The organism is Curtobacterium sp. HSID17257, assembly GCF_003989515.1.
In the GTDB taxonomy this organism is placed as follows: Bacteria; Actinomycetota; Actinomycetes; order Actinomycetales; family Microbacteriaceae; genus Curtobacterium.
The window spans coordinates 1-4,310 of record NZ_RBLU01000183.1 but is presented as its reverse complement, the minus strand read 5'-3'; the positions used below and the strand labels follow the sequence as shown (position 1 = coordinate 4,310).

Annotated in this window: 5 protein-coding genes and 1 pseudogene; 3 read left to right on the top strand and 3 right to left on the bottom strand. The window is 71.3% G+C overall.

Features of this window, described 5'->3' with window-relative positions; genetic code table 11:
• A pseudogene (locus D8M35_RS15735) lies at positions 1 to 437 on the bottom strand (hypothetical protein); the annotation flags it as partial.
• 29 nt (positions 438 to 466) lie between these two features.
• The gene (locus D8M35_RS15730) at positions 467 to 766 is read right to left on the bottom strand and encodes a hypothetical protein (RefSeq protein ID WP_126892664.1); all 300 of its coding nucleotides are present in this window, start codon (positions 764 to 766) and stop codon (positions 467 to 469) included.
• A 54-nt stretch (positions 767 to 820) separates the two neighbouring features.
• On the opposite strand from D8M35_RS15730, the gene D8M35_RS15725 reads away from it, so the two are divergent.
• Positions 821 to 1,198 carry a cold-shock protein gene (locus D8M35_RS15725; RefSeq protein WP_126892663.1) on the top strand — a complete coding sequence of 126 codons (378 nt, stop codon included), beginning with the start codon at positions 821 to 823 and terminating at the stop codon, positions 1,196 to 1,198.
• Positions 1,198 to 1,866 carry a DUF3027 domain-containing protein gene (locus tag D8M35_RS15720; protein ID WP_126892662.1) on the top strand — a complete coding sequence of 223 codons (669 nt, stop codon included), beginning with the start codon at positions 1,198 to 1,200 and terminating at the stop codon, positions 1,864 to 1,866. Before D8M35_RS15725 ends, D8M35_RS15720 begins: the two co-directional genes overlap by 1 nt.
• Before the next feature lie 102 nt (positions 1,867 to 1,968).
• Here the strand turns inward: D8M35_RS15720 and serC are convergent, their stop codons facing one another.
• Positions 1,969 to 3,087: a phosphoserine transaminase gene (serC, locus tag D8M35_RS15715; protein WP_126892661.1), complete on the bottom strand. Its 1,119-nt coding sequence runs from the start codon at positions 3,085 to 3,087 to the stop codon at positions 1,969 to 1,971.
• Between the two features lie 165 nt (positions 3,088 to 3,252).
• Between serC and D8M35_RS15710 the strand changes: the two genes are divergently transcribed.
• Positions 3,253 to 3,948 carry a metal-dependent transcriptional regulator gene (locus tag D8M35_RS15710; protein WP_126892660.1) on the top strand — a complete coding sequence of 232 codons (696 nt, stop codon included), beginning with the start codon at positions 3,253 to 3,255 and terminating at the stop codon, positions 3,946 to 3,948.
• Positions 3,949 to 4,310: the final 362 nt, after the last annotated feature.

Below are 4,310 nucleotides of genomic sequence, written 5' to 3'. Positions count from 1 at the left end.
AACGCGTGCTCGGCTCCGGTCGCACGTGCGCGGTCCTGGTCGGCCGCCTGCTCGTCGGGCGTGGCGGGTCGGACCGGCGCCGTGCCTCCCGGCCGGAGGTCCGCGAGCCCGGGCCGACCCGCCAGGCGTGCGGCGACCGCGTCGTCGACGACGCCCTCGTCGTCGGCCAGGCCGAGCGCGACGGCCGGAGCGAGCTCGCCCGCGTCGGTCGTTCCGTCACGGAGCGCGAGCAGGGTGGCCCGGGGCAGGTGCTCGAGTGCGGCGTCGACCGCGTCGTCGGTGCGCAGCGCCTCGGCGAGGTCGAAGAAGTCGGCGGCGTGCTGCGGGCCGGAATCGGCGAGGACGGCCGTCGGCAGGCGGCGGGCGACGACGAGCCGTTCCAGCTCGTCGTCGGGCATCGCGCGCAGTCGAGCGGCGAGGTCTGCGGTGGTCGTCATCGTCCGCCGCCTCCGGTCCGCGCCGGTCCTCAGCGTGCCGACCGGTTCTCGCGGGCCCGCTTGGCCCACGTCAGGCCGAGCAGCACGAAGACGAGCACCATGCCGACGGGGAGTCCGACGAGCGGGATCGCCATGATGACCGGCCACGGCATCGATCCGTTGGCGCTCGGGACGGTCAGCCACATCACGATCATCGCGACGATGCAGAGGAGCGCGGCGATGAAGACGCCGCCGATCATGAACCCGAGGACGCGTTCGGTACGATTGAACGTCACCGGGGTGTCCGCGGAGTCTCGCGTGTTCCCGGTGGATCGGGTCGGCTTGGCCATCGACCCAGGATATCCGACGCACCACGGCCGTTCCAGACCACGAGGAGACCACGCATGCCCACCGGCAAGGTCAAGTTCTACGACGACCAGAAGGGGTTCGGGTTCATCACCGGCGACGACGGTGAGCCGGTCTTCCTGCACGCGTCCTCGCTGCCGGACGGTGTGACCTCGGTCAAGGCCGGGACCCGCCTGGAGTACGGGGTCGTGCAGGGCAAGAAGGGCTCGCAGGCGCTGTCCGTGCGGCTGCTCGAGCCCGCGCCCTCGCTCGCCAAGATGTCCCGCCGTTCCGCCGACGACATGGCGGTGATCGTCGAGGACCTCGTGAAGGAGCTCGACCGGATCAGCGGTGACCTGCGCCACGGTCGCTACCCGAAGAACGGCGAGCGCCTCGCCGCGATCCTGCGCCACGTCGCAGACCAGCTGGACGCCTGATGGTCGACCACACGGAGCTCGCGCGGAAGGCGCTGCTCGAGGTCACCCCGGAGTCGACGGTCGGCCAGCCGGTCGGCACCGTGGACGAGGGCGACGGCGTCGTCTCGGTCCTGTTCTCCAACCGGATGCCCGGCTACCCCGGCTGGCGCTGGACGGTCTCGATCGCGCAGGTCGAGGGCGACGAACCCACCGTGCTCGAGGTCGAGCTGATGCCCGGCGACGGGTCACTGGTCGCCCCGGACTGGGTGCCGTGGGCGGACCGGATGGCGGAGTACCGCGCCGGGCAGGCAGACGAGGACGACGAGTCGGACGACGACGAGTCGGACGACGATGACGACGAGGACCTCGACTACGAGGACCCGGACGACGACGAGACCGACGACGACGTCGCGGACGACGACGACGACGAGTTCGAGGACGACGAGGACGACCTCGCCGAGTCCGACGACGACGAGCTCGACGGTGTCGACGTCGACGCGGCGGGCGACTCCGAGGACTCCGACGACACCGACGACACCGACGACGAGGTCGCCGAGGCTCCGGCTCCGGCGCGCTCCCGCGGCTCGCGCCGGCGGGCGTCCCGCGTCCGGCCCACCGACCCCGACGAGGACCTCGAGGTCGACCGGCTCGACCCGTCCGAGACGGACCCGGAGCGACACGGCGCCTGACGCCCCCTCCGCAAGACGCAACGAAGGCGGTTCCTCACAGCGGTACGACGCTGCGCGGAACCGCCTTCGTTGCGTTTCGCGAGGGCGGAGCGGCTCTCGGGCTCAGCCGCGCAGCTCGCCGATGACGAAGTCGATCGCGCGGACGAGCTTGGCGACGTCGTCCGGGTCGATCGCGGTGAACGTGGCGACGCGGAGCTGGTTGCGGCCGAGCTTCCGGTACGGCTCGGTGTCCACGATGCCGTTCGCACGGAGCGTCGCGGCCACGGCCTTCGCGTCGATCGCGTCGTCGAGGTCGATCGTCGCCACGACCTGCGACCGGTGCGCGGGGTCGGTGACGAACGGGGTGGCGTGCTCGGAGGCCTCGGCCCAGTCGTAGATCGTCGACGACGACGTCTTCGTCCGGGTGTCCGCCCATGCCAGGCCACCGGACTGGTTGATCCACGAGACCTGGTCCTCGAGCAGCAGCAGGGTCGCGAGCGCCGGGGTGTTCAGTGTCTGGTCGAGGCGCGAGTTGTCCACGGCGTTCTGCAGCGAGAGGAACTCCGGGATGTACCGGCCCGAGGCGGCGATGCGCTCGACGCGCTCGATCGCGGCGGGAGAGAACAGCGCGAGCCACAGACCGCCGTCCGAGGCGAAGTTCTTCTGCGGCGCGAAGTAGTAGACGTCGGTCGCCGAGACGTCGAACGCGGCTCCGCCGGCGGCGCTCGTGGCGTCGACGACGGTCAGCGCGCCGGCGTCCCCCGCCGCGCGGACGACCGGTGCCATGACGCCCGTCGAGGTCTCGTTGTGCGGGTAGGCGTAGACGTCGACTCCCTCGACCGGCTCGAGGGCGGCGAGGGAGCCGCCGGGTGCCTCGACGACGTGCGGGGCCTCGAGCCACGGGGTCTTCGTGGCCTTGGCGAACTTCGAGCCGAACTCGCCGAAGGACAGGTTCTCGGCCCGACGCTCGACGAGCCCGAAGGCGGCGGCGTCCCAGAACGCGGTCGAGCCGCCGTTGCCGAGGACGACCTCGTAGCCGTCGGGGAGCTGGAAGAGGTCGGCGAGTCCGCGACGGACGCTGCCGACCAGGTCCTTGACGGGTTTCTGGCGGTGGGACGTGCCGAGGATCGTCGCCCCGCGGGTCACGAGCGACTCGAGCTGCGCGCCGCGGATCTTGGACGGACCGCAGCCGAAGCGTCCGTCGGTCGGGAGGAGTTCGGCGGGGATGACGATGTCTGCCATGTGCCGATCCTAGCCAGCGGTATCCCACCGCCACCGACCCTGCACCGGCCGGACGGGGCGGACCCGGGCCGTGCCTCCAGGCCGTGGAACGCGCCCCGCGGTGCGGTTTCGTCGCACTGCTCAAGTAGGGTGGATCGGGCTGGGCCCAGACATGAGAGGCGGACCGTGACCGATCTCGTCGACACCACGGAGATGTACCTGCGGACGATCCTCGACCTCGAGGAAGAGGGGATCGTGCCGCTGCGTGCGCGCATCTCCGAGCGTCTCGGCCACTCCGGTCCCACCGTCTCGCAGACCATCGCGCGGATGGAGCGCGACGGTCTGGTCGTGGTCTCCGGTGACCGCCACCTCGAGCTCACGGGCGAGGGACGTTCGCGCGCCACGCACGTGATGCGGAAGCACCGGCTGGCGGAGCGGCTCCTCGCCGACGTCATCGGGCTCGACTGGGCGTTCGTGCACGACGAGGCCTGCCGCTGGGAGCACGTGATGAGCGAGCAGGTCGAGGTCCGGCTGCTCGAGATGCTCGGCAACCCCACGGAGTCGCCCTACGGCAACCCGATCCCGGGGCTCGCGGAGATCGGCGGTCCGGCGGCGGAGCAGTTCCTCGACGGCGTGCAGAACATCGTCGCGGCGACCGACGGCACGGACGCCGTCGCCACCGGTGTCGTCCGGCGGCTGGGGGAGCCCGTGCAGTTCGAGCCCGAGCTGCTCCACCAGCTGCGCACCGCGGGAGTCATGCCGGGCCGTGTCGCACGGGTGCAGCGCGCGGGGGCGTACGTCGCCGTGCGGGTGGACGGCGAGGACGCCGGCATCGAGCTGCCGACCGAGGTCGCGCAGCACGTCTACATCGAGCGGGACTGACCGCCCCAGGCACGGTCCCAGCCGCCGTACCAGTCTGAGAATCGGCACAAGGTGACGAACGTCGACCGCTCCTGATCAGGGGTTCGTGATCGTTCCGTTACCGAACCGTCGTTTCATCTCGACAAGGTAACGACCCGCACGTACACTCGTCGAGTCCCCGGGCCGCCCACGAGGCCCTGGACCCGTGGCAGGACGTCTCGAACCCGTCTCCTGCCTCGATCGGAAACGATGACGAACGGATGGGGTCCGCCCCTCCGCCCTGACCCAGGCGGAGACGGTGACGAGGCGCCGGAGACACCACCCTTGACGCAGACCGGTACCGCCGCGGACGGCCAGACGCCCGCGAACCCGACGAACACCGA

Coding starts and splice junctions, on each gene's coding strand:
- D8M35_RS15730 (WP_126892664.1), bottom strand. CDS start 766: ATGGCCAAGCCGACCCGATCCACCGGGAACACGCGAGACTCCGCGGAC.
- D8M35_RS15720 (WP_126892662.1), top strand. CDS start 1,198: ATGGTCGACCACACGGAGCTCGCGCGGAAGGCGCTGCTCGAGGTCACC.
- serC (WP_126892661.1), bottom strand. CDS start 3,087: ATGGCAGACATCGTCATCCCCGCCGAACTCCTCCCGACCGACGGACGC.
- D8M35_RS15725 (WP_126892663.1), top strand. CDS start 821: ATGCCCACCGGCAAGGTCAAGTTCTACGACGACCAGAAGGGGTTCGGG.